Origin of the sequence: Kitasatospora cystarginea (assembly GCF_039533515.1) — a bacterium.
Lineage (GTDB): Bacteria > Actinomycetota > Actinomycetes > Streptomycetales > Streptomycetaceae > Kitasatospora > Kitasatospora cystarginea.
Genome location: NZ_BAAATR010000024.1, coordinates 1 through 23,005, shown reverse-complemented (window position 1 = coordinate 23,005; position 23,005 = coordinate 1). Strand labels below are relative to the sequence as shown.

The 23,005-nt window shown below is 70.4% G+C and carries 20 protein-coding genes; 11 read left to right on the top strand and 9 right to left on the bottom strand.

The features are described from left to right. Positions 1–207: 207 nt before the first annotated feature. From ABD369_RS24260 to ABD369_RS24220, 9 genes are all read right to left on the bottom strand, one after another. Entirely contained in the window at positions 208–942 is a 735-nt protein-coding gene (locus tag ABD369_RS24260; RefSeq protein ID WP_344638641.1) for a HEAT repeat domain-containing protein, read from the bottom strand. Continuing rightward, positions 939–1,325, bottom strand: coding sequence for a CPCC family cysteine-rich protein (locus ABD369_RS24255; RefSeq protein ID WP_344638640.1), 387 nt, complete (start codon positions 1,323–1,325; stop codon positions 939–941). Before ABD369_RS24255 ends, ABD369_RS24260 begins: the two co-directional genes overlap by 4 nt. A gap of 277 nt (positions 1,326–1,602) precedes the next feature. Continuing rightward, positions 1,603–2,022, bottom strand: coding sequence for a hypothetical protein (locus ABD369_RS24250; protein ID WP_344638639.1), 420 nt, complete (start codon positions 2,020–2,022; stop codon positions 1,603–1,605). A 76-nt stretch (positions 2,023–2,098) separates the two neighbouring features. Beyond that, a complete protein-coding gene (gene melC2 / locus ABD369_RS24245; protein ID WP_344638638.1) occupies positions 2,099–2,926 on the bottom strand; it encodes a tyrosinase MelC2 in 828 nt (275 codons plus the stop codon). Between the two features lie 52 nt (positions 2,927–2,978). Further along, positions 2,979–3,422: an apotyrosinase chaperone MelC1 gene (melC1, locus tag ABD369_RS24240; protein WP_344638637.1), complete on the bottom strand. Its 444-nt coding sequence runs from the start codon at positions 3,420–3,422 to the stop codon at positions 2,979–2,981. Between the two features lie 311 nt (positions 3,423–3,733). Further along, entirely contained in the window at positions 3,734–4,420 is a 687-nt protein-coding gene (locus ABD369_RS24235; RefSeq protein ID WP_344638636.1) for an ArsR/SmtB family transcription factor, read from the bottom strand. A gap of 184 nt (positions 4,421–4,604) precedes the next feature. Further along, complete coding sequence (locus tag ABD369_RS24230; RefSeq protein WP_344638635.1) at positions 4,605–5,057, bottom strand: cytidine/deoxycytidylate deaminase family protein; 453 nt, start codon at positions 5,055–5,057, stop codon at positions 4,605–4,607. Beyond that, on the bottom strand, positions 5,054–5,740 hold the full coding sequence (locus ABD369_RS24225; protein WP_344638634.1) for a RibD family protein: 687 nt from the start codon (positions 5,738–5,740) through the stop codon (positions 5,054–5,056). Before ABD369_RS24225 ends, ABD369_RS24230 begins: the two co-directional genes overlap by 4 nt. A gap of 81 nt (positions 5,741–5,821) precedes the next feature. Beyond that, entirely contained in the window at positions 5,822–6,406 is a 585-nt protein-coding gene (locus ABD369_RS24220) for a pyridoxamine 5'-phosphate oxidase family protein (RefSeq protein ID WP_344638633.1), read from the bottom strand. A 469-nt stretch (positions 6,407–6,875) separates the two neighbouring features. Between ABD369_RS24220 and ABD369_RS24215 the strand changes: the two genes are divergently transcribed. The 11 genes from ABD369_RS24215 to ABD369_RS24165 form a co-directional block, all read left to right on the top strand. Then, a complete protein-coding gene (locus ABD369_RS24215; protein ID WP_344638632.1) occupies positions 6,876–7,028 on the top strand; it encodes a hypothetical protein in 153 nt (50 codons plus the stop codon). A 10-nt stretch (positions 7,029–7,038) separates the two neighbouring features. Continuing rightward, positions 7,039–7,434: a (deoxy)nucleoside triphosphate pyrophosphohydrolase gene (locus tag ABD369_RS24210; RefSeq protein ID WP_344638631.1), complete on the top strand. Its 396-nt coding sequence runs from the start codon at positions 7,039–7,041 to the stop codon at positions 7,432–7,434. A 336-nt stretch (positions 7,435–7,770) separates the two neighbouring features. Continuing rightward, positions 7,771–10,389 (top strand): SpoIIE family protein phosphatase, encoded by a 2,619-nt coding sequence (locus ABD369_RS24205; protein WP_344638630.1) that lies wholly within the window; start codon positions 7,771–7,773, stop codon positions 10,387–10,389. A 297-nt stretch (positions 10,390–10,686) separates the two neighbouring features. Further along, positions 10,687–13,260 carry a SpoIIE family protein phosphatase gene (locus tag ABD369_RS24200; protein WP_425557755.1) on the top strand — a complete coding sequence of 858 codons (2,574 nt, stop codon included), beginning with the start codon at positions 10,687–10,689 and terminating at the stop codon, positions 13,258–13,260. Positions 13,261–13,393: 133 nt separating this feature from the next. Continuing rightward, on the top strand, positions 13,394–15,331 hold the full coding sequence (locus ABD369_RS24195; RefSeq protein ID WP_344638629.1) for an ABC transporter family substrate-binding protein: 1,938 nt from the start codon (positions 13,394–13,396) through the stop codon (positions 15,329–15,331). Between the two features lie 323 nt (positions 15,332–15,654). Next, positions 15,655–17,559 carry a translational GTPase TypA gene (typA, locus tag ABD369_RS24190; RefSeq protein WP_344638628.1) on the top strand — a complete coding sequence of 635 codons (1,905 nt, stop codon included), beginning with the start codon at positions 15,655–15,657 and terminating at the stop codon, positions 17,557–17,559. 429 nt (positions 17,560–17,988) lie between these two features. Next, positions 17,989–19,617, top strand: a complete 1,629-nt coding sequence (locus tag ABD369_RS24185) for a peptide ABC transporter substrate-binding protein (RefSeq protein ID WP_344638627.1) — start codon at positions 17,989–17,991, stop codon at positions 19,615–19,617. A 148-nt stretch (positions 19,618–19,765) separates the two neighbouring features. Then, positions 19,766–20,692, top strand: coding sequence for an ABC transporter permease (locus ABD369_RS24180; RefSeq protein WP_344638626.1), 927 nt, complete (start codon positions 19,766–19,768; stop codon positions 20,690–20,692). Next, positions 20,685–21,626 (top strand): ABC transporter permease, encoded by a 942-nt coding sequence (locus tag ABD369_RS24175; protein ID WP_344638625.1) that lies wholly within the window; start codon positions 20,685–20,687, stop codon positions 21,624–21,626. The genes ABD369_RS24180 and ABD369_RS24175 overlap by 8 nt, the downstream gene beginning before the upstream one ends. A gap of 17 nt (positions 21,627–21,643) precedes the next feature. Then, on the top strand, positions 21,644–22,693 hold the full coding sequence (locus ABD369_RS24170; protein ID WP_344638624.1) for an ABC transporter ATP-binding protein: 1,050 nt from the start codon (positions 21,644–21,646) through the stop codon (positions 22,691–22,693). After that, on the top strand, positions 22,686–23,005 hold a 320-nt coding region (locus ABD369_RS24165), incomplete at its 3' end, for an ATP-binding cassette domain-containing protein (protein ID WP_344638623.1). The genes ABD369_RS24170 and ABD369_RS24165, both read left to right, overlap by 8 nt.

Genomic DNA, 23,005 nt, shown 5'->3' with positions numbered 1-23,005 from the left:
TCCTCCCGGGAAATCGCGGCCAACCGTACAATAGTCGAGTTCGGGGTCACTCGGAAGGATAATGGTCCAGCGCCCAAGACGGCCGCACCTTTCTTTGGGGAAGGCCCAGCCTTCCGGTCCGTTGCGAGCCGGACATGGAGGACCCTGGCGACGTGAGGGTGGTCGAAGGACCGGAAGTCATTGAGCTGTTCGGGACAGCGAAGCGTTTCAGCGGGTCCAGGGGTGGAGGTCCGTGCAGTCGATCCATGTGGGCGAGACGAAGACGTTCTCGCCGGAGGGTGCTTCAGCGGCCTCCAGTAGGGACCACGCGCGGGCCTCCTCGACCAGGTCTTCCCAGGGCGCGGTCCAGTCGAGCTGCCAGTCCAGACCGATGCCCGAGATCCCGTATGTGTGCTCGCCCGCCACCCTCCAGTACTGGGAGTAGAGGATCAGCAGCCCATGGTCGGCGAGGTCGTTGATGATCTCCGCGAAGTGGGCTGTGGGCCAGCCGGGGCTGCCTGCGTCGGCGGTGGGGTGGAGGCGGGCGGTGAGCGGGGGTGTGACTTGGGTGCGGGCGCCGAGCTTGGTCAGGGCCCAGCGAATGCCGCCGGGCTCGGACCAGTCCGGCCGGGTCGCCCGTTCCAGGCAGGCGCGGTAGGCGCGGCGCAGGGGTTCGACGGCGCCGTCGATCTCCAGGCTTGCCAGGGCCATCGCTGCCCATTCACGGACGGTGGGGTTCTCGCTGGCCAGCAGGCCGATCAGCGCCGGGCCGCATCGAGGGTCCGCGACTTCTTCGAAGACCTCGATGGCGGTCAGCTGGCCGAAGCTGCCGAGGGAGGGCAACTCGTCGATGATTGCGGGGATGCCGTCGGGGCCGAGCCAGATCAGCTCCGCGCGGGCGTCGTACGATGCGCTGGCCTCTCCGTTCAACTGCTGGACGAGCGCTTTGATGTGGGATGTCATGATGCCGGGTGGTCGCGGCGCCAGAACGTCGGCAGCCACCAGCAGAGCACCGAGCGGTCGGTCGGCCACGGGGCGCGTTCCCCGGCGTCCCAGTCCTCGAAGGAATCGCGTGCCGGGTCGACGGGACGCCAGGCCGGGTCGAGCGGCTCGTCTGCCGTCGGCGGCCGTGCGTGCTGCCGGCTGCGCTGGTCACAGGCGCCGAATTCCCGGTAGTTGCGCTGGGCATCGATCAGCGAGACCTTGTTCGCCCCGCCGCCCATGGTCGGCCACCGGAACTGGACCCCATCGTCCTCCCAGAAGCAGACGGGGCAGATCTCGTACGAGCCGGGCATCTCGTCGAGGACGAGGTGCCCGCAGCAGGGACAGGGGAATGGGTGGCTCACCTGCGCATTCTCGGTGACGGGCCGGTCCGTGTGCCACAGATTTCCGCAGCCTCGGCGCACCCGGCCAGTCCGCAGACAGTCCGCAGGACACCCGTAAGCGACCGTCGGGTCCCAACGCACGCCAACGGAGAAATGCCTGGTCAGCGCGCTGTATGTGGCTCCGCCGCAGGTCAGGATCGGATGGCAGACATTCCGCTTCAACGTCTGATCCGGCACGGTCGAACGCCGAGGGGGCCCGGTCCGCACGGACCGGCCCCCCTCGGGCTTCCGGTGCGCGTCAGCGCACGTGGACGACCTTGACGTCCGTGGTGCGGTCGACGAACGGGTGGCCGCCCTTCGCGCCGTCGTATCCGTAGAGAACCCCGCGGAGCTGGATGGTTGCACGGTGGCGGGCCTTGATCTTCACGTCGACCGTGGCGTCGTGCAACGGAAGCACGGTCATGGGGCCGCACTTGACGGTGCGCCAGGCGCCCGACTTGCCGGAGCGCTCCTGCACGCAGAGCCTGGCGTCCGTGGCGCCGTCGTCGGTGGCCCGCCCCTTGATGTGGATGGCCTGGCCGACGCTCACCCTGCTGGGCGCGCTGAGCTCCGCGGCGCCCTTGGCGAGTGCGGGTGTGGCCGCAGCCGCGATCACGGCAGCGCCCATCACACCGGCCGCGGCGAGGCGTGCCGCGCTCCGCTTCAGACCGTTCTTCATCGAGCATTCCCCCTGATGGTCCGGCTGTTCGAACGATGAGCGAGCCACAGTGTCGGCCGCCCCGGCAAACCGCGTGCTAGAAGCCGGTGTCGTAGGTGTAGAACTTGGTGTGGTCGAGCATGTCGGCTGGAGAGACGTTGTTCCACGGCTTCATGGTTTCGTTGAGATCGACCACATTGGCGGTGTTGCCGGTCGGCAGGTAGCTCTGGTCGCGGTGGCGGGTCTGCCACTCCGCCCACAGCTTGTCGATGAAACAGTGGTGCAGCCAGAAGGCCGGGTCGTTGGGGGACATGCCGGTGGCCATGTGGCCGCCGATCCAGACGTGCACCCGGTTGTGCAGGTTGACGCCGCGCCAGCCTTCCAGGTGGTTGCGGAAACCGTCGGAGGAGCTGTTCCACGGGGCCATGTCGTAGGTGGACATGGCGAGCACGGACTCCGCCTCGGCCTTGGTCGGCAGCGCGGCGACGGCCGAACCCAGGCTGCGGCGAAGGTAGTTGCGGCTGTCCGGGCGGACCGCCAGCGTCCACTTGCCGCCGCTGTAGGCGAACGGGCCGGTGGTCACCTGGCCGTCGCTGCTGCGGCCGTTGCCGCCGAGGAAGTCCGGGCCCCAGATCGAGGAGGTGGTGGTGCGGTCGGCCGTCCAGTCCCAGTAGGGCAGGGTGACGGCCGGGTTGATGCTCTGCAGGTCCTGCTCGAACTGCAGCAGGAACCTGCGGTGCCAGGGCAGGAAGGACGGCGAGCGGTGCCCGACCCGTTCGCCGTTGTCGCTGTCGCTGATGATGAAGGTGTTGTGGGTGCTGACGTAGGAGTCGTAGCGCCCAAGGCGCTTGAGCTCCAGGACGGCGTCGACGAAGTCGCGCTTCTCCTTGGCCGTCAGGGTCGCCTGGTTCTTGCGGACTGCCATGAGGGTTCCTCTTGGGTGGGTGCGGTCAGGGGCTGGTCGGTCGCTCGACCGCTCAGCTGAGCGGGAGCAACTCGGCGCCCTGGAGGTCGATCACGGCGGCGCGGGCGAGCGAACGCGGGGTGGCGTGGGTCTGGTAGTGGTTCACCACGCTGATCCAGGTGCCGTCGGCGTTCTGCATGACGTGCAGTTCCTCACCGTCGATCAGGACCTGGTAGCCGCTGCCGTGGTGGCCGCCGTGACCGCTGTCGTGGCCCCCGTCGAGCCGCCGGCCCTGGAGCCGGCGGCCCTGGTACACCTCGTCGAACTCGTCCCCGGCACCCGGGTCGGCGGCCACGGCGGACTGCCTGGAGGGCCCGGTGAACCCGATCACGGCGGTGCCGGCGGCCGCGGCGAGCGCGACACCCGCGCCCTGCAGCATCCGGCGCCGGGTCAGGTCGGATGAGTGGCGGCCCTCGGGCGAGGAGCCGTTCGAGGGTATGACGCTGTTTTCGGACATGGCTGAGTAACCCCCCTGGGTTGTGTGCCTGGATGACGGATCGACAGCCTGACGGGTGGGTCGAAGGCGATTTCCAAGGTCGATCCGCAGGCTCATGCTTACAGCCGGAGGTGGAGCGCCGGAACGGCCGATCGGCGGGGGTCGGGCGGTTGTCCATATTTCCGGACATGCCTCGCCGAAAGTTCCATTCTGTACCAGTCAAGGACTTCTCTGTACGCACCGGTCGGAGGAGCGTTTTGATGAAGATCCTTCACAGGATCTACCAGTTGGCAGAAGATCCTTCATCAACTATGCGCGTCCTGTGACCGACCTTACGGCTCCAGGATGGCGTGATGCCGTAGGTCCAGATGATTCGAAAGGGCGTCCCGGCCTTCGGGAGTGAGGCTCACGGCACGGGTCGTACCGATGCGTACGATCCAGCCGGCATCGAAGGCGTGGCGGGAGAGCGCGGCCCCGACCGTCCCGGCGAGGTGCGGCCGGCGTTCGGTGAAGTCGAGGCAGGGGCGGACGGCCGGCCGCTCGGAGTTCTCGGGCAGGGCGATGCCGAGGGCGTCCAGCCACTCGGCGCCCGCGGCGGTCAGGGCCGGACCGCGACGCCAGTCCAGCAGGCCCCGCTCGGCCATGGTCTCGGTGATGGTGACCCCGAGCAGTCCGGCCAGGTGGTCGTAGCAGGTGCGGGCCCGTGCCATGGCGCTGCGCCGGGTGGCGGCGGAGAGCGTCCGGGGCGGTGTCGCGAGCCGGCCGGGTGCCAGCGCCGAGAGGTGCTCGACCAGTTCGGCGGCCTCCGGCCCCGCCAGCCGCACGTACCGGTGACGGCCCTGGCGCTCCTCGACGAGCAGGCCGCCCTCGGTCAGGAGGTTGAGATGGGCGGTCGCGGTGGAGGCGGCGATTCCGGCGTGGCGGGCGAGCTCGGTGGCCGTCCATGCCCGGCCGTCCAGCAGTGCCAGGCGGAACACGGCGCTGGTGGCATCCGCCAGCAGCCCGGCCAGTGCGGCCACCGCCCGCCCCGGCCCGCACCTCGTCGGCCGCCACCCCGCGCTCCCGCAAATTCCGCGTCACGCCCCAAGGGTGCACCCGCGACGCTTCGGTAGGCATCGAAACGTCCGGCGCCCACGTTCGCCGCCATGGCTCCCTCACCCACCGGCACTGCGCTCGTCCGGGCGCCGTTGCGTGGACGGCCCGTCAGTCGATCAGATGGGCGTTGGCCGCGCGCGCCGCCTCGGCCAGTTCCGGCAGCTCCTCGACCGCCACTCCCGCACTGGTGAGCAGCGCCGTCCCCTGGCAGGCGGTGACGAAGAGGTCGGGCTCGCGCCAGGCGACCACGACCCGGGGGACGCCCGCCGCGATGATCAGCTGGGCACAGGTACGCGGCCGGGAGGCACGCTGCCCGCAGGGCTCCAGCGAGCTGTAGATGGTGGCCGTGCGCAGCCGGGGGTCCCCGGCGGGCAGCTTGGAGAGCGCCGCCTCCTCGGCGTGGTTGTGGGAGTCGAGCTCACGGCTGTAGCCCTCGCTGAGGACCTCGCCGTCGGCGCCCACGATCACCGCGCCGACCGAGAACGCGGTCCGGGACGGCGGGCAGAGCCGGGAGAGCTCGACGGCGCGGCCGAGCCACCGCAGATCCTCGGACGTGGTCACGGGCTGGTCTCCTTGGGGGCGTACCGGAGCAGGACGACATCGCCAACCGTACGCGCCTCGATCAGCCGCATCCGCCGGGTGGGTCCGCCGGGGTAGTCGGCCGGACCGGCGAAGCGGGGTGCGCCGGCCTGGCCGACCAGCAACGGGGCGATGGCGAGCTGCAGTTCGTCAGCGAGTCCTTGGGCGAGGAACTGGGTGTGCACGCTGCCGCCGCCCTCGACCATCAGCCGCTCGACGCCGCGCGTCCCCAGGTCGTCCAGTACGGCGCCGAGGTCCACCCCCGTGCCGAGGTCGACCACCTCGGCCAGCGGGGCGAGCCGGGCACGCAGCCCGGGCGCCGCCGCGCTCGTGGTGTACGCGAGCTTGGCGCCGCCGGTGTGCCAGAACGCGAGGCTGGCGTCGAGCGTCCCGCTCGCGCTGAGGGTGACCTTGAGCGGGTGCTCGGGCTTGCCCACCGCGACCCGGGACGCCCGCCGGGCGGCCGAGTTGACCAGCAACCGGGGGTTGTCACGGCGCAGGGTGTTGCCGCCGACCAGGATGGCGTCGCAGCCGGCCCGCTCCTCGTCCACCCGGTCGAAGTCGGCCGGGTTGGAGAGCAGCAGGCGGTCGGGCGAGGCGTCGTCGAGGAAGCCGTCGACGGACATCGCGGCGCTCAGCAGGACGTACGGGCGGCGTGCGGCCACGGGCGGTCCGTTTCTCTCCGGGGGTGTTCAAGGGGAAACGGTACGGCCGAAGCGCCGCCTCGCGCCCGCGTCCCGCGGACCCTACGCCGCCCTGGGCGGGAGGGGCAGGGGGAGGGCGGGCAGGCCGTCGATGCTGGTGCCGACGTACTCCTTGCTCTCGCAGTACGCGCGGAACTCCTCGTCCTCCCGGCGCTCGAAGTGCTGCGCGTGCAGATCGCGGTCGCCCAGGTACTCCATCAGCGGCACCGCGAAGCCGCAGGAGTCGCTCACCCGCTCGGCGCGCACCAGCACGATCGCGCGCAGCCCGGCCCCGTCCGCGGACGGATCGAAGTGCGCCAGTAGCTCCCCGAAGCGCGGGTCGTCGCGGAAGACGGCCTCGCCGCGCCCGTGCACCCGCACCACTGTGGGCGGCCCGGCGAAGGCGCACCACATCAGGGTGATCCGCCCGTTCTCCCGCAGGTGGGCGATGGTCTCGGCGTGGCTGCCGCCGAAGTCCAGGTAGGCCAGGGTCAGTTCGTCCAGCACGGCGAGCGTGCCGGAACGACCCTTGGGCGAGAGGTTGACGTGTCCGACCCCGGCCAGCGGGGCGGTGGCGGTGAAGAAGACCGGCTGACTCTCGATGAATGTCCGCAGGCGGCCCTCGATGCGCTCATAGGTCTTTCCCATGACTCGATTGTGGGAGGGCGTCCCGGCCGAGTGAAGTCGTCCGGTCAATCATCTTGAAGGCCGAGACCGGACTTCTTGCTTCGCGAGACATGGATGCCCTCGTCGGCATTGTCGGCGCGGGGGACAAGTGGCTCGCGCGTTGCCCGAACTGATGCCTGGTCACGCCCTGTTCGAGTCGGCTGCGGGTCCGCCGGATACCTCGGTCGAGTTCACCCGCGCTGCTGCCCGGTACGGCTTTCGGGTGGCCCGGGCCGCGCCCCTGGGTCGGGCGAGCGCGGGCACCCGCGGCCCGATGTGGCGGCGTGCGGCGTCCCGCACGCTCCCCGGCGGCTGCCGATTGCCTTACCTGGTGTTAACCGGGCCCGTACCCGTCGGTAGCAGTGCCCCCGTAGCGTCCGTGACCGCACCACGCCCGGCCCGTCCCCCACCGGGCCGGGCCCCGTGCGGCCGGACGGGCTGGCGTGCGGGCATGGGGTCGTACCGGGTGATGCGGCAGGACGACAACGGCAACCGCTTCGTGGTCGCCGAGGGCCTCGAGCGGGCGGAGGCCGAGGCGCTGGCGGCGGAGTTCGAGGCCCGCGGTCACAAGCAGCTGTACTGGACCGAGCCCGAGCCCGCATAGGGTCTGGGACATGGAGAACCGGATCGTCGTCGGCGGAGCCCTCATCCACCAGGGCCGGGTGCTGGCCGCCCGGCGCAGCGCGCCGCCCGAGGTGGCGGGTTACTGGGAGTTCCCGGGCGGCAAGGCCGAGCCGGGGGAGAGCCCGGCGCAGGCGCTGGAGCGCGAACTGCACGAGGAGCTCGGCGTGCGCGCCCGCGCGCTGCGCCAGCTGCCGGGCTGCTGGCCGATCCGGCCCGGGCTGGAACTGCGGATCTGGGCCGCCGAGTTGCTCTCCGGCGACCCGCAGCCGCTGGAGGACCACTCCGAGCTGCGCTGGCTCGGCCCGGGCGAGCTCGCCGAGGTGGACTGGCTGGAACACGACCGCGAAGTCCTCCCGCACGTCGCCCGGCTGCTCGGCCAGGCCTGACCTCGCCGGACGGGGCAGGCCCGGTGCGTCGATCGGGAAGCGCACCCGACGGCCCGGGATACGCTGGCAACGTGGCGGGTGTGTCACCGTTCGGCAGCATTCGTCACCACAGGTGAGGTGAAATCCAGCCAACCCGTACCCGGTGGTCCGCCGAGGTGCGCAGCCCGAGAGCCGGAGGGCCCGTCCGTGTCGAGTACGGCCAGCGGCGGGGGAGCACGGCAAGGCCAGGGGCTCCCCCGGCGCACTCCGGTGCGCTCGGCGAGTCCGGTGACGGGGAGCGCGGGTACGGGCCGCGGGCTCGGAAGCGCCGCCGCGCGCGCCAGGCTTCGCCGGCGGATGCCGTCGGTCGCACCACAGGTGTACTCGCCGACGGCTCCGGGGGCGGCGCTCCGCTGGGCGGCCGCTCCGGGGGCGCCGGTCTCGCGCGGCATTCCCGCCGCGCCGTTCCCGGGCTCCGGCGTCGGGCCGGTCAAGACCGGCCGGCACACCCAGGGCAGCCTGTTCGACGTGGTGAAGGTGGCCGTCGCGATCCTGGACACCTCGGGCCGGGTGGTGCTGTGGAGCCCGGCTGCAGAGGAACTGCTCGGCTGGCCGAGCGAACTGCTGGTGGGCCGCCGGATCGACGACCTGGTCGGCGGCGAGCGCGCGGTCGAGCGCACCCGCGAGGCGATCAGGGACACCCTGCAGAACGGCAGCTGGCACGGGCTGACCGAGCTGCGCCAGCGGCAGGGCGGTCTGGTCGCGGTCGAGGCCCGGATCTCGCTGCTGGTGGACGGGGACGGTACGCCGTTCCTGCAGGCGGCGCTCACGGACGCCGCGACGCTCCAGGCCGTCGAGCGCGATCTGGCGGTACGGGACGCGCTGTTCGAACAGTCCCCGCTCGGCATCGCCGTCCTCGACACCGACCTGCGTTACACCGCCGTCAACCGGACCCTCGCCGAGATGAACGGCGTCGCCGCCGAGGACCACGTGGGCCGCACCACCGGCGAGACCCTGCCCGAGCGCGCCGCCGACGAGATCACCATCATCCAGCGGCAGGTGCTGGCCACCGGCGAACCGGTGGTCGACGTCACCCTGGCCGCGCCGGGCCCCGCCCGGGCGGGCTACCGGTCGATCTCCTACAGCCGGATGACGGACCGCTCCGGCCGGGTGCTCGGCATCTCGGGCACGGTGATGGACGTGACCGAGCGCTACCGGGCGGTCTCCAAGGTCGAGCACGCCCGGCGCAGGCTCTCGCTGCTCAACGAGTTCGGCTCCAGGGTCGGCGACCTGCTGGACGCGTCGAGGATCGCCCAGGAACTGGCCGGCGCGGTGGTGCCCAGGCTGGCCGACTACTCCGCGGTGATCCTTCTCCAGGCGGTGGCGCACGGCGACGACCTGCCCCGGCACGGCCACGACCGGCGGACCTCGCTGCTCCAGCTCGGCACCGCCTCGGTCCAGGACGGCCCAGAGGTCGAGACGATGCTCCGCCGGGGCGCCCGGATCACCTTCGCCGAGGACTCCGCCTTCGGCCGGGTGCTGCGCAGCGGCGTTCCCGAACTGCTCTCCGGACCGGACGAGCTGAGCGACCTCACCTACCCCAACGACCCCAAGATGCAGGCGGCGCACGACCTCGGCGTGCACTCGTGCCTGGTGGTACCGCTGCGCGCCCGGGGCATCGTGATCGGCCTGCTGGTGGTCAGCCGCGCGGGCTACCGGGAGGGCTTCGACCGGGACGACCTGGCCTTCACCGTCGAACTCGCCGACCGGGCGGGCAGCTCGTTGGACAACGCCCGCCTCTACGCACGCGAGCGCACCGCCGCACTCACCCTCCAGCGCACCCTGCTGCCCCAGCAGGTCCCGCAGCCCGCGGGGATCGAGGTCGCCTACCGGTACGTGCCGGGCAGCAGCGGCACCGAGGTGGGCGGCGACTGGTTCGACGTCATCCCGCTGCCGGGCGAGCGCACGGCACTGGTGGTCGGCGACGTGATGGGCCACGGCCTGCGGGCCGCGGCCACGATGGGCCGGCTGCGCACCGCGGTACGGACCCTGGCCGGGCTCGACCTGCCGCCCGAGGTGCTGCTGCGGCACGTCAACGAGCTGGCCGACGACCTGGCCCAGGGCCCGGACGAGGCACTGCTGGCCACCTGCGTGTACGCGGTCTTCGACCCGGCGACCGGGCGGCTGATCGCCACCAAGGCGGGCCACATCCCGCCGGTCCTGGTCGTGCCCGGGGAAGGGGCCGAGAACGGCAGCCGGAGCGGCAGTCCGCTGCCGGGCGGTGCCGGGCAGGTGGTGGACCTGCCGTCCGGTGCGCCGCTCGGGGTGGGCGGCGTCCCGTTCGAGTCGATCGAGCTGGAGATCCCCGAGGGCAGTCTGCTGGCGCTGTGCACGGACGGTCTGGTGGAGTCCAGGGACAAGGACCTGGACGTCGGCCTCGGCCGGCTGATCAGCGTACTGGAACAGCCCTACCCGTCGATCCATCAGGCGTGCGAGGCGGTGCTGGCCACCATGGAGCACGGCCAGGAGCCGGACGACGTCGCGCTGCTGCTGGCCCGGCTCGGCCGGGGCCGGGCCGGTACGCCGACGGCCGGCTGGACGCTGCCCGCGGAGCCGACCGCGGTCTCCCGGGCCCGCCGCCTGGTGCGCGGCACACTGGCCGACTGGTCCGTGGAGGAACTCACGGACACCGCCGAACTGCTGGTCAGCGAACTGGTGACCAACTCCGTCCGGTACGCCAGCGCCCCGATCGGGGTCCGGCTGACCCTGGGCGACACCCTGCTGGTGGAGATCTCCGACCCACTGCCCGATCCGCCGCGCGAGCGCCACGCGGCCGAGGCCGACGAGGGTGGCCGGGGTCTCGAACTGGTGGGCCGCCTTGCGTTGCGCTGGGGTACCCGGGCCGAGGGGATGGGAAAAGTGGTCTGGTTCGAGCTGGCAACGGACGGTTCCGATCAGGAGCGGACATTCGGATAGTCGGATGTTCGCTGCGGCCATTGGGCGTTCATCAATGCGGTGCTTCCCATCGCAACTCGACATGGTCTCGTCAGATCTGACCGTCATTCAGGTCCGATAAGCTCAATGCGCTTGACCCCGGTGTGCCGATTCGGCCGAGCCGTCGTCCGGTTCGAACAGTCGGTGCCGGGTATGGAGCCGGAGCGGGGCCGGCCTTGATTCGATGTTGTGATGTCCAGGGCGTGTGCGCTCGCCCCCGGATGATGAATACTCGGTTTCTCGACATCCGGATGGCCACGGGTTGGAGGGGTCGGTCCGTTGAACAGCATCCCGGCGCCGAACGCGCCGAGCAGCGGCAGCAGTCTTGCCGTGCCCGGACAGCTCGGTGTCTCGATTGACCGGGGTAGGGACCGCAGCGCGCCCGGCAGCTGGGGGCACACCCAGCCGGGCTCCATCTACGACTTCGTCAGAGTCGCCACCTTCGCGATCGGCCCGGACGGGCGGATCAGCCAGTGGAGCGGCCGGGCCGCCGAGTTCTTCGGCGTCCCCGCAGCCGAGGCGGTGGGCGCCGACCCGATCACCACCTTCGTCCCCCGCGAGCACTGGCAGCGCGGCCGCGCCCGGCTGGAGCGCATCCTGGGCGGCGAGGAGTGGGTGGGCACCGCGCCCTACCGGGACGCCGACGGCACCGAGGGCCTGGCCGAGGTCTACGCGATGCCCGACGCCGTGCCGGACACGGCGCCCGGCGCCGGCACTCCCAGCACCCCCGGTGCCACCTGCCTCGCAGTGGACCTCGGACGGCTGCGCCGGCTCGAGACCGACCTGGCCGCCTCCGAGGCCGTCTTCGGGCAGACCCCCACCGGCTTCTTCCTCTTCGACAACGACCTGCGCCTCCAGCGGGTCAACGACGCCTTCGCCGCCGGTGTCGGCCTGTCGCCCGCCGAACTCCAGGGCCTCACCCCCTACGACCTCTTCCTGCCGGGGGAGGCCGAGCGGCTGCTGGTCGCGCTGCGTAAGGTGCTCGACGGCGGCGGCCCGATCGTCGACCTGCGCATCACCGGAGCCGTCCCGCGCACCGCAAGCGCCCCCGCGCCCGGCCGCCGCGACGGCGGTCGCCGCTGGGCGATCTCGCTCTACCGCCTCACCGGCACGGCCGGACACCCGATGGGCGTGGCCGGCCAGGTGATGGACGTCACCAGCCGCCACGTCGCCGAACGCGAGGCCGCCGGGGTCCGCCGCAGCCTCGCCCTGCTGAACGAGGCCAGCAGCCACATCGGCTCCACCCTCGACCTGGAGACCACCGCCAAGGAACTGCTCGACGTGATCGTCCCGCAGTTCTGCGACCTGGCCACCGTCGACCTCTACACCGCGCTGCTCACCGGCGACTCCGGACCGATCTCCGGCCGGTCCGGGCTCTCCGACGGATGCGGCGAACTGCGCCGGGTCGCCGTCTCCAGCGTGGTCGGCGGGGCCTCCAGCGTGCTGGGCGCCGAAGGGACGGTTCCGGTCGCCGAGGCCGGCGGCACCCTCTGCTACCCCCGCCGCTCCCCGCACGCCCGCGCGCTGCGCACCGGCCGCAGCGTCGTCCCCCAGCCGGGTCCCGACCCGCTGCTGCGCTCCACCCTGGTGGTCCCGCTGGTCGCCCGCGACCAGGTGCTCGGCCTGGTCCAGCTCTCCCGCGCGATCGGCAGCGAGCCCTTCGACGCCCGCGACGTCGCCATCGCCGAGGAACTGGTCGCCCGCGCCGCCGTCTGCGTCGACAACGCCCGGCTCTACCGCCGCGAGCACGAACGCGCCCTGCTGCTCCAGCGCAGCCTGCTGCCCCCCGGGAACCCGGCCGCCACCGGCCTGGAGATCGCCCGCCGCTACCTGCCCAGCAACAACAACACCGAGGTCGGCGGCGACTGGTTCGACGTCATCCCGCTGCCCGGCAGCCGTACCGCCCTGGTGATCGGCGACGTGATGGGCCGCGGCCTGCAGGCCGCCGTCGCGATGGGCCAGCTCCGGACGGCGGTGCGCACCCTCGCCATGCTCGACCTCGACCCCGCCGAGGTGCTCAGCGCACTGGACGAGATCGCCCGCGGCCTCGGCGGCGACAGCGACCGACCGGGGGAGGAGTCCACCGAGCTCTACCTCGCCACCTGTGTGTACGCCGTGTACGACGCGGTCAAGCAGCGCTGTACCTTCGCCAACGCCGGCCATCTGCCGCCCGTCCTGCTCAGCCCGGGAGAGCCGGCCAGGATGCTGGACGTCCCGCCCGGCCTGCCGCTCGGCGTCGGCGGCGAGCCCTTCGAGGAGGTCTGGGTCGACCTGCCGGACGGCGCGGTGCTCGGCCTCTACACCGACGGCTTGGTGGAGTCCCGCAAACACCAGCTGGACGAGGGTCTGCGGGCCTTCCGCACCGCGCTGACGGGCGGCTCCAAGGAGCTGGAGAAACTCTGCGACGAGGTGCTGGACGAGCTGATCCCGCACCACGGCGAGGACGACATCGCGCTGCTGATGGCCAAGGTGCAGAGCCTGCCGGAGGACGCGGTGGGCGACTGGAAGCTGCCGGCCGAGCTGACCAGCGTCGGCAAGGCCCGGGACCTCGCCTGCGGCTGGCTGCTCACCCGGGGCCTGGACGAACTGGTGGACACCACCGAGCTGCTGGTCAGCGAGCTGGTCACCAACGCGCTGCGGCACGGCCGGGGAGAGATCCGGCTGCGGCTGCTCCGGGACCGCACGGTGGTCTGCGAGGTCTGGGACGACGGCTACGCACAGCCGCGGCAGCGGCGGGCCCAGGAGACCGACGAGGGCGGCCGCGGGCTGCAGCTGGTCAGCCTGCTGGCCGAGCGCTGGGGGAGCCGCCGGACACCCAACGGCAAGATCGTCTGGTTCGAGCTGGCGCTGTAGGGGCGCCGGGTAGGCCGGGAGGGTGCTTTCGTGTGGCGGGCCGCCGTGTCGGACGGTGCGGGGTGGGCCGGTGGCCTTCAGTGGTGGTCGGCCCTGAATCCTCGGATCAACTGACCATCCGCCGGAGAAGTGCATGCGCGTCCCCCAGGTCACCGCCGCCGCCCTCGCCCTGATGATGAGCACCGCACTGGCCGGCTGCTCCGAGGACAGCGCCCCGCCACCGCCCACCGCTGCCGACCTCGCCCGGGTGGACCGGGCCGCCCTCCGCGAGGGCGGCACCCTGCGCTGGGCCGTGGACTCCGTCCCCGCGACCCTGAACGTCTTCCAGCCCGAGGCGACCGCCGACTCACAGCTGATCGCCCGGGCCCTGCTGCCCAGCCTGTTCCGGCTGGACGAGCACGCCCGTCCCGCCGCCGACCCCGACTACCTGGTCTCCGCGCAGTCCACCAAGGCCGGGCAGACTCCGCAGGTCGTCACCTACCGGCTCAACCCCAAGGCGGTCTGGAGCGACGGCACCCCGATCTCGGCGGCCGACTTCACCGCCCAGTGGCGCGCCCTCTCCGGCGCCGACCCGGCCTTCCACAGCGACCACCCGGACGGGTACGCCGCGATCGAGTCCATCGCACAGGGCACGGACGCCCACGAGGTCAAGGTCACCTTCAAGCAGCCGTACGGTGCCTGGCGCGCCCTGTTCAGCCCGCTCTACCCGGCCGCGTCGACCAGCTCCGCGGACGTCTTCAACCGGCCGCTCACCACCGAGGCGCTGCGAGTCTCGGCCGGGCCGTTCACGGTGCGCTCGTACGACCGGCAGGCCGGGAAGGCGGCACTGATCCGCAACCCCCGGTGGTGGGGCAACGCCGCGAAGGCCGAGGAGATCGACTTCCTGGCCACCCCGGCCGAGGCCCGCCTGGACGCCCTCGACCAGGGCAGGCTGGACATCGCCCCGCTCACCTCCGCCATCGACTACGCACTGACCGACCGGTCCGCCGCCGGTCCGCCGGCGGCCTCGGCCAGTGGGTCGGCGGCCGACGCCTCCGTCTCCGGGAAGCCCTCCGCCTCGGCGGCGTCCTCGCGCAGTTCCAGCCCCTCCGCCTCCGGCAGCCCCTCCGCCTCCGGTGACGGCACCACCAGCGCCTCCGCGTCCCCGCCCGCGTCGCCCACGAAGCAGAGCCCGGCCGCGCCGCCGGCCGCCGCGGCCCTGGTCGACGCCTCCGACCAGGCGCTGCGCCGGGCCGAGTCGCTGCCCGGGCTGACCCTGCACCGGGCCGCCTCGCCCGCGTTCACCCAGCTCACCCTGAACGCCGCCAGGGCTCCGCTCGGCGACACCACCGTCCGGCAGGCGGTCGCCCTGGCGGTGGACCGGCAGCGGATCGCCAAGGCGGCGCTCGGCCCGCTCGGGCTGCCGGCCACCCCGCTAGGCAACCATCTGCTGATGGCCGACCAGGACGGGTACCAGGACAACAGCGCCGCGGCCGGGGACGAGGACACCACCGCGGCCAAGCTCCTGGACAAGGCGGGCTGGAAGCAGGCCGCGACCGGCCGTGCCAAGGACGGCAAGCAGCTGCTCCTCACCCTGCTGATCCCGGACGGCTCCGCCACCGCCCGGCGGACCGCCGACGCGCTCACCGCCAACCTGGCGGAGGCGGGGATCACCCTGCGCACCCAGGCGGTGCCCGCCTCGGAGTTCGTCAAGGAGCACCTGGCCACCGGCGACTACGACCTGGCGCTCTTCTCCTGGCCCGTCACCGGCTTCCCCGGCGCCGAGGAGCACGCGCTCTACGCCAAGCCCCGGCCGGGCGCCGACGGCATCCCGGTGATCGGGCGCAACTACGCCAGGATCGGCACCGAGGAGATCGACCGGCTGTTCGACCGGGCCACCCGCGAGGTCGACCTCGGTGCGCAGCGCAAGCTGCTCCAGCAGGCCGACGCCCGGATCTGGCAGCTCGCCCACTCCGTCCCGCTCTACCAGCGGCCCGACCTGGTCGCGGTCCGTGACACCGTGGCCAACGCCGGCGCGTACGGCTTCGCCGGCCCCCGCTTCCAGGACCTGGGCTTCCGCAGCGCCGGTTGAGCGGCACCGCCCCGCACGGCGCTCCCTGCGCACGAGCCGCCCGTACCCGGTACGGGCGGCTCCACGCTGCGGACCGGGCGGCCCCGGCCGTGCACGGCCGGTTCTGATCATCTTCCGGCGCCCGTTTCGGATTCGTTGGGTGGTTCCCCGTACGATAGGAGGAAGCCGTGGCATGTCATCGTGCCCGGCGGGTGGACCGGTAGTAGCAGGCGGACCGGGCGGCGGCGATCAAGAGGGATCGCGGTCGTCCACGGCGAAGACGCTGATCGACGCTGTACGCAGCCGGGCGCCGTAACCCACGATTCCGGGAGAATCCGCTAGGCATGCCCACGCGCAACGACATCCGTAACGTCGCCATCGTCGCTCACGTCGACCACGGCAAGACCACCCTGGTCGACGCCATGCTGAAGCAGGCCGGCGCTTTCGCCGCCCACCAGCAGCTCGACGACCGGATGATGGACTCGAACGACCTGGAGCGCGAGAAGGGCATCACCATTCTCGCGAAGAACACCGCGGTCAAGTACCACCCCAAGGACGGTGGCGCACCGATCACCATCAACATCATCGACACCCCGGGCCACGCCGACTTCGGTGGCGAGGTCGAGCGCGGTCTGTCGATGGTGGACGCGGTGGTGCTGCTGGTGGACGCCTCCGAGGGCCCGCTGCCGCAGACCCGCTTCGTGCTCCGCAAGGCCCTGAACGCCAAGCTGCCGGTCATCCTGTGCATCAACAAGACCGACCGTCCGGACTCCCGGATCGACGAGGTCATCAACGAGACCTACGACCTGTTCCTGGACCTGGACGCGGACGAGGACCAGATCGAGTTCCCGATCGTCTACGCCTGCGCCCGTGACGGCGTGGCCTCGCTGACCAAGCCGGAGAACGGCACCGTCCCGGCAGACAGCGACAACCTGGAGCCGTTCTTCTCCACCATCCTGGAGACCGTCCCGGCCCCGACCTACGACGAGGACGCCCCGCTCCAGGCGCACGTCACCAACCTGGACGCCGACAACTTCCTCGGCCGCATCGCGCTGCTCCGCGTCGAGCAGGGCTACCTGAAGAAGGGGCAGACCGTCGCCTGGATCAAGCGCGACGGCTCGGTCCAGAACGTCCGCATCTCCGAGCTGCTGATGACCGAGGCGCTCACCCGCAAGCCCGCCGAGCAGGCCGGGCCCGGCGACATCTGCGCCGTCGCCGGCATCTCGGACATCATGATCGGCGAGACCCTGGCCGACCCGGAGAACCCGGTCGCGCTGCCGCTGATCACGGTGGACGAGCCGGCCATCTCGATGACCATCGGCACCAACACCTCGCCGCTGGTCGGCAAGGGCGGCTCCGGCAAGGGCGCCGACGCCAAGTCCGGCGGCAAGGTCGACCGCAAGGTCACCGCCCGCCAGGTGAAGGACCGGCTGGACCGCGAGCTGATCGGTAACGTGTCGCTGCGCGTCCTGGACACCGAGCGCCCGGACGCCTGGGAGGTGCAGGGCCGTGGTGAGCTGGCGCTGGCCATCCTGATCGAGACCATGCGCCGCGAGGGCTTCGAGCTGACCGTCGGCAAGCCGCAGGTGGTCACCCGGGAGATCAACGGCAAGACCCACGAGCCGGTCGAGCGCCTCACCGTGGACGTGCCCGAGGAGCACATGGGTGCCGTCACCCAGCTCATGGGCATCCGCAAGGGCCGGATGGACAACATGTCCAACCACGGCTCGGGCTGGGTCCGGATGGAGTTCGTCGTGCCGTCCCGCGGCCTGATCGGATTCCGTACGGAGTTCCTCACCAACACCCGCGGCACCGGCATCGCGCACTCGATCCACGAGGGCTACGAGCCGTGGTTCGGCACCCTGACGACCCGCAACAACGGCTCCCTGGTCGCCGACCGGGCCGGTGTGGTCACCGCCTTCGCGATGACCAACCTGCAGGAGCGCGGCGTGCTGTTCACCGACCCCGGCACCGAGGTGTACGAGGGCATGATCGTCGGCGAGAACTCCCGCTCCGACGACATGGACGTGAACATCACCAAGGAGAAGAAGCTCACCAACATGCGGTCCTCGACCGCCGATGTGGCCGAGTCGATCGTCCCGCCGCGCAAGCTCTCGCTGGAGCAGTCGCTGGAGTTCTGCCGCGAGGACGAGTGCATCGAGGTGACCCCGGAGACCGTGCGGATTCGCAAGGTGGTGCTGGACCAGAAGGAGCGTGGCCGTACCGCCTCGCGTGCCAAGAAGGGCTGACACGCTTCGGTAGTACCCGAAGGGCCGGTTGGTCTCCCCCCCTCCGCGGAGGGGGGAGACCAACCGGCCCTTTTCACTCTCCGCAGTCGACGCGGATGGCCGGATGATCATCTAGATGTCCGGTTATCGTATGTAACCGACCGTTATTCAAAGCAACTGTCCGTTTCATACCTGTCTGAGTATGTCTCAAATGTCCGTTTTTTAAAATCAATGCAACTTTCATGTGACCAAATTGAAATGCGTAACGGTCACTTAAGTATCCGAGCGTGGTCGATAGTGGGTGCAGTCGAGCTCGGGTCAAGGGTTACGCGCAGGGGTGCGCGCCGAAACCTCGGGCGAGGAAGCATTGCCGGGGTGTGGTCGGACCTCTGGTTCGCCGGCTCCCGCGATGCTCTCCACGTTTGGATCACGGATACAGGAGGCACACCCATGCGCGGTGCCAGCCAGGCCAAGTGGGTCGTCACGGCTGTCGCGGTCGCCCTTGCCGCTACCGCTTGCGGCAGCAGTGGCGGTTCGTCGAGCAGCGGCGAGGCCGACAGCAGCGGCATGTTCAGCTACCAGAGCAGCGAGCCGCAGCACCCGCTCCAGCCGGCGAATGCCATGGAGGTCGGCGGCGGCCGCATCGTCAAGAACCTGTTCCGCGGGCTGGTCGACTACGACCCGGCCAACGGCAAGCTGCGCAACCAGGTCGCCGACAAGATCGAGACCACCGACTCGCAGCACTGGACCGTGACCCTGAAGTCGGGTTGGACCTTCCACGACGGCACCCCGGTGACCTCGCAGTCCTTCGTGGACTCCTGGAACTGGTCCGCCAACACCAAGAACAACCAGACCAACAGCAACTGGTTCTCCGACATCGCCGGTTACGCGGACGTCCACCCGGACAAGGACAAGGGCGCCCCGACCTCGGACAAGATGTCCGGCCTGAAGGTCGTGGACGACACCCACTTCACCATCGACCTGACCGCCCCGGTCTCGTACTTCGAGTACAAGCTGGGCTACACCGCCTTCTCGCCGCTGCCGAAGGTGTTCTTCACCAACCCGGACAAGTACGGCGAGTCCCCGATCGGTGACGGCCCCTACAAGTTCGTCTCGTGGGAGCACAACAAGGCCGTCACCCTGGCCGCCTACGACAAGTACCAGGGTGTGGACAAGCCGAAGAACGGCGGCATCGTCTTCAAGAACTACACCCAGGCCGAGGCCGCCTACAAGGACCTGGTCTCGGACAACCTGGACGTGCTGGACCAGGTCGACCCGACCGACCTGGCCTCGTACAAGAACGACCTGGGCGACCGCGCCGTCGACCAGCCGATGGGTGGCATCACCTCCATCGCCTTCGCGATGTACCAGGACGCCTGGAAGAGCCCCGAGAAGGCGCAGGTCCGCCAGGGCCTGTCCATGGCGATCGACCGGGACACCATCACCAAGACGGTGCTGCAGGGCTCGCGCATGCCGGCCGACAGCTGGGTCGCCCCGGGCGTCGCCGGCTACAAGAAGGGCGCCTGCGGTGAGGCCTGCACCTTCAACCCGGCCAAGGCCAAGGAGCTGATCGCGGCCGGCGGCGGTGTCCCGAACAACAAGGTGACGATCCTCTACAACGCCGACGGCGGTCACAAGGAGTGGGTCGACGCGGTCTGCAACTCGATCCGTCAGAACACCGGCGTGGAGTGCGTCGGCGACCCGAAGCCGGACTTCAAGACCGCCCGTGACCTGATCGACGGTCACAAGGTCGACAGCATCATGCGCTCGGCCTGGCAGCAGGACTACCCGCTGAACGCCAACTTCCTGCGCGACATCTACGGCACCGGCGCCTCCGCCAACGACTCGCTGTACTCCAGCCCGGAGTTCGACCAGCTGTCGAAGGCGGCCGACGCCGCGACCTCGATCGACAAGACCACCGACCTGTACAGCCAGGCCGAGGCCGTTCTGGCCAAGGACATGCCGTCCATCCCGCTGTGGTACTACAAGACGAACTCCGGTTACTCGAACAAGGTTCAGAACGTCAAGTTCGACTCCTTCGGTGACCCGGTGTTCACCGACGTCGAGATCAAGAAGTAAGCAGGCCGGTACCACCAGGCCCGCCAGGGCTGCCATCGGCGCAGCCCGGGACCAGCAGCAGGCGTAACGGGCCGGTGTCGACCCCTCCCCCAAGAAGGGCGGGGGTCGGCACCGGCCGCTTCCGCGCCGACCACGCAATGGAGGCATGATGGGGCGCTTTGTCGCGAGGCGACTGCTCCAGATGATCCCGGTGTTCATAGGTACGACCGCACTGATCTTCTTCATGGTGCATGTCCTACCGGGTGACCAGGTCCGGGCGATGTGGGGAGACAAGCAGCCGGATCCGGCTCAGCTGGCCTCACTCAAGCACAAGTTCCACCTGGACCTGCCGCTCTGGCAGCAGTACGTGGACTACATGAAGGGCCTCTTCACCGGGGACTTCGGTGAGACCCTGTCAGGCCGGAAGGTCACTGACGTGATCTCCGAAGCGATGCCGGTGACCGTCCGCCTGGCCCTGATGGCCTTCGTCATCGAGCTCGTCTTCGGTGTCGCGATCGGCCTGCTGTCCGGGCTCAAGCGCGGCAAGTTCGCGGACAAGAGCACCCTGGTGGTCACCCTGATCCTGATCTCCATTCCGGTGCCGGTGCTCGGCTTCGTCTTCCAGACGCTCTTCGGCATCGACCTGAAGTGGGTCAAGCCGACCGTCCAGGACTCCATGGACCTGCAGCAGCTGCTGCTGCCGGCCATCGTGCTGGGCTCGCTCTCGCTGGCCTACGTGGCGCGGCTGACCCGTACCTCCATCGTGGAGAACATCCGTGCCGACTACATCCGCACCGCGGTGGCCAAGGGCCTGCCGCGCCGGAAGGTGATCGGCACCCACCTGCTGCGCAACTCGATGATCCCCGTCATCACCTTCCTCGGTACCGACCTCGGTGCCCTGATGGGCGGCGCGATCGTCACCGAGGGCATCTTCAACGTCAAGGGTGTCGGCAACGCGCTCTACCACGCGATCAACCAGAAGGAGGGCGCGACGGTCACCGGGTTCGTGGTCGTCCTCGTGCTCGTCTACCTCGCCGCCAGCCTGATCGTGGACCTGCTGTACGCGGTCCTGGACCCGAGGATCCGGTATGCCTGACCTGACCGACAAGAAGTCCCCCACCGAGCAGGCCGAGGGCGCCGCCGTCGCGGCGGCCGCCAAGCCGGAGAAGGCCCGCAGCCTCGGCTCGGACGCCTGGGAGGACCTGCGCCGCCGTCCGATCTTCCTCATCTCCGCGGTACTGATCCTGGTGCTGATCGTGATGAGCATCGCCCCGGGCCTGTTCACCTCGGTGGACCCGCGGGCCGGCGACCTGACGCACGACTACCTGAGGGCGCCGAACTACAGCCACCTCTTCCAGGGCGACTGGTTCGGCTACGACATCCAGGGCCGCTCCATCTACGCCCGGGTGGTCTACGGCGCCCGCGCCTCGATCGTGGTCGGCATCTGCGTCACCGCGGCCGTGACCATCGTCGGTGGTCTGATCGGCATGCTGGCGGGCTACTTCGGCGGCTGGGTGGACACCCTGCTCTCCCGCCTGACCGACGTCTTCTTCGGCATCCCGCTGCTGCTCGGCTGCCTGGTCGTGCTGAACGCCTTCACCGAGCGCACGGTGTGGAGCGTGGTCTTCGCGCTGACCTCGATCGGCTGGACCCAGATGGCCCGCGTGATGCGCGGATCGGTGATCACCGTCAAGCAGGCCGACTACGTCACCGCCGCCAAGGCGCTCGGCGCCGGCACCGGACGGATCCTGTTCAAGCACGTGCTGCCGAACGCGATCGCTCCGGTGATCGTGGTGGCCACCATCGCACTCGGCGGTTACATCGCGACCGAGGCGACGCTGAGCTTCCTCGGCATCGGCCTCCAGGACCCGACGATCTCGTGGGGCATCGACATCGACTCGGCCCAGAAGGCGATCCGGCAGGCGCCGTTCGCGCTGTTCTTCCCGGCCGGCATGCTCAGCCTCACCGTGCTGGCGTTCATCATGCTCGGTGACGCGGTCCGCGACGCCCTCGACCCGAAGCTGCGCTGAGAGAGGCGGAACGCACCATGACCACTGTCATTGAGACGACCGACGGCCAGGAGCGCCTGGTCCCCGGCACCCCGTTGCTCGAAGTCCGCGACCTGCACGTGGAGTTCGTGACCCGGGACGGCATCGCCAAGGCCGTCAACGGCGTCAACTACTCCGTCGCGGCCGGCGAGACGCTGGCCGTGCTCGGTGAGTCCGGCTCGGGCAAGTCGGTGACCGCGCAGACCATCATGGGCATCCTGGACATGCCCCCGGGCCGGGTCACCGCCGGTGAGATCCTCTTCCGGGGCCAGGACATGCTCAAGATGTCCAAGGAGGAGCAGCGCAGGCTGCGCGGCCGGAAGATCGCGATGATCTTCCAGGACGCGCTCTCCGCGCTCAACCCCGTACTGAGCGTGGGCTACCAGCTCGGCGAGATGTTCCGGGTGCACCAGGGCGCCTCCCGCAAGGAGGCCAAGGCCAAGGCCATCGAGCTGATGGACAAGGTCCGCATCCCGGCCGCCGCCCAGCGGGTGAACGACTACCCGCACCAGTTCTCGGGCGGCATGCGTCAGCGCATCATGATCGCCATGGCGCTGGCCCTGGAGCCGGACCTGATCATCGCCGACGAGCCCACCACCGCCCTGGACGTCACCGTCCAGGCCCAGGTGATGGACCTGCTGGCGGAGCTCCAGGCCGAGTACCACATGGGTCTGATCCTGATCACCCACGACCTCGGCGTGGTCGCCGACGTCGCCGACAAGATCGCGGTGATGTACGCGGGCCGGATCGTGGAGACCGCCCCCGTGCACGAGCTGTACGCGCGCCCGGCGCACCCGTACACCAAGGGTCTGCTGAAGTCGATCCCGCGCCTGGACCAGAAGGGCCAGGAGCTGTACGCGATCAAGGGCCTGCCGCCGAACCTGCTCAAGGTCCCGGCCGGCTGCGCGTTCAACCCGCGCTGTGAGGCGGCCACCGACCTCTGCCGTACCGAGATCCCGGCGCTGCACCCGGTCACCGACAAGGACGGCGCCGAGCTGGCCGGCCGCCGCAGCGCCTGCCACTTCTGGAAGGAGACCCTCCATGGCTGAGCCGATCCTGGAGGTCAAGAACCTGGTCAAGCACTACCCGCTGAGCCAGGGCGTCCTCTTCAAGAAGCAGATCGGTGCGGTCAAGGCCGTCGACGGCATCTCCTTCGAGCTGCACAAGGGCGAGACCCTGGGCATCGTCGGTGAGTCCGGCTGCGGGAAGTCGACGCTGGCCAAGGTGCTGATGAACCTCGAGCGGGCGACCTCCGGTGAGGTGCTGTACAAGGGCGAGGACATCTCCAAGCTCTCCGGTGCCGCCCTCAAGGCGGTGCGGCGGAACATCCAGATGGTGTTCCAGGACCCGTACACGTCGTT